Origin of the sequence: Stutzerimonas stutzeri (assembly GCF_024448935.1) — a bacterium.
GTDB classification, from domain to species: Bacteria; Pseudomonadota; Gammaproteobacteria; order Pseudomonadales; family Pseudomonadaceae; genus Stutzerimonas; species Stutzerimonas stutzeri_AO.
Map to the genome: position 1 here is coordinate 1 of NZ_JAMOIE010000219.1, position 1540 is coordinate 1540.

At 54.2% G+C, this 1540-nt stretch carries 1 protein-coding gene and 1 pseudogene; both read right to left on the minus strand.

Annotated elements, in window-relative coordinates:
- The coding region (locus NA637_RS24950; RefSeq protein ID WP_256075243.1) for an FAD-dependent monooxygenase at positions 1-1083 on the minus strand (1083 nt) is incomplete at its 3' end.
- Positions 1083-1540: pseudogene (locus tag NA637_RS24955) on the minus strand (IS5-like element ISAch1 family transposase); the annotation flags it as partial. The pseudogene NA637_RS24955 and the gene NA637_RS24950, both read right to left, overlap by 1 nt.

Here is a 1540-nt window from a genome sequence, read left to right on the forward strand (position 1 = left end):
AGCATCACCGAGCAGCGTTACCCGACCTTTGCTCCAGCGGCCAAGGGTCATACGATAAACCATTCCCCATCGCTGATTTACTGTCTTCAAGGTGTTCGAAGCGATCATCTCGACGAGAGCAGGATGCCAGTCCTTGAAGAGGCGTAGCTGTTCACCGTCGTCTGTAGGCGCAGTCGACTGTTTTAGTGGCCAAGTCGTCGGAGTGCGCTCTACGAGAAAGAAATTGATGTCTCCTTTTCTGTCTCCGCCGATCGGGTAGTGAAGACAGTGGCCGGACTCACCCATCCAGAATTGAATAGCGGTCGGATCAGGCATGCTCGGTATTTTATCGATTGGAACAATCCCACGAAATGCTGTGTACCCCGCGTATATGTAATCTTCATAGCCGAGCATCAAATTCCGTACGGTGGAACGCATCCCGTCAGCACCGATGACTATATCGGCTTCCGCTTTGCTGCCATCCTTAAAATGTAACACTACCTGTTCGCCAGTGTCATCGATATTTACTAGGCGTTTATTCAGGTGGATGCGTTCCATACCCACCTTGGTGGAGAGGATTCGTTGCAACTCGGCCCGGTGGATGCCGAGATATGGGCCGCCGAAAAGGTCTCGATACGCCAGCCCGCCGGCGTGCCTGCCGATTTCACGGCCAGTCTTTCCGTCCCGGTAGATCAAAGCAGAGATTTCAAACGCAGCCTCGTCAAACTCCTCGCCCAAACCCCAGTGGTTATAATAAAAACGCGTGGCATTGGCGGATAATGCGACCGCGGCACCCACCTCACGCAACTCCTCCGCTTGCTCGTATATATCAACGTCGATACCGTGGTGGCGCATCGCAATCGCAAAGGTCAAGCCACCGATGCCGCCACCGACCACAGCAATGCGGCGTATTTTATTGGTTTCTTTTTCATTCATAATTATTATCTCTTTCTTATAAGGATGGTCTGAAGTAGTCACGTATTTCTGGCTGACTTCAGCCCTGCCAATTTTAAAAGCGGCGATTCGTCTAAAAAACGATCGAATCATCCATTTTTTCTGGATTTTTAGCCGCCGCGAGCACCTCGCGCCGGCCATTTCCCACATTACAGGCGCACCTCTCCTGTATTCGCCAGTAAATGTCGGCGCGCCATCCACAGGTTCGACAGGGCGAACAGCGTCACTAACTGCGCCGTGTTCTTCACCAGCCCTCGAAAGCGAACTTTGGTGTAACCAAACTGGCGCTTGATCACCCGAAACGGGTGCTCGACCTTCGCCCGCACCTGCGCCTTGGCCTTCTCGACCTTGCGCTTGGCTTTGTAGAGCGGGCTGCTCTTGCCAAGCTTCTTGTAAGTGCTGCGGCGTGCCGCGACCTGCCAGATCACCGCCCGGCCTTCATGTTCGGAGCGCTTTTCGACGCCCGTGTAGCCGGCATCGGCGCAAACGACGTTTTCGTCGCCGTGCAGTAACTTGTCGACCTGAGTGACATCCGCCACGTTGGCTGGCGTACCGACTACGCTGTGTACCAGACCCGACTCATCATCCACTCCGATGTGGGCCTTCA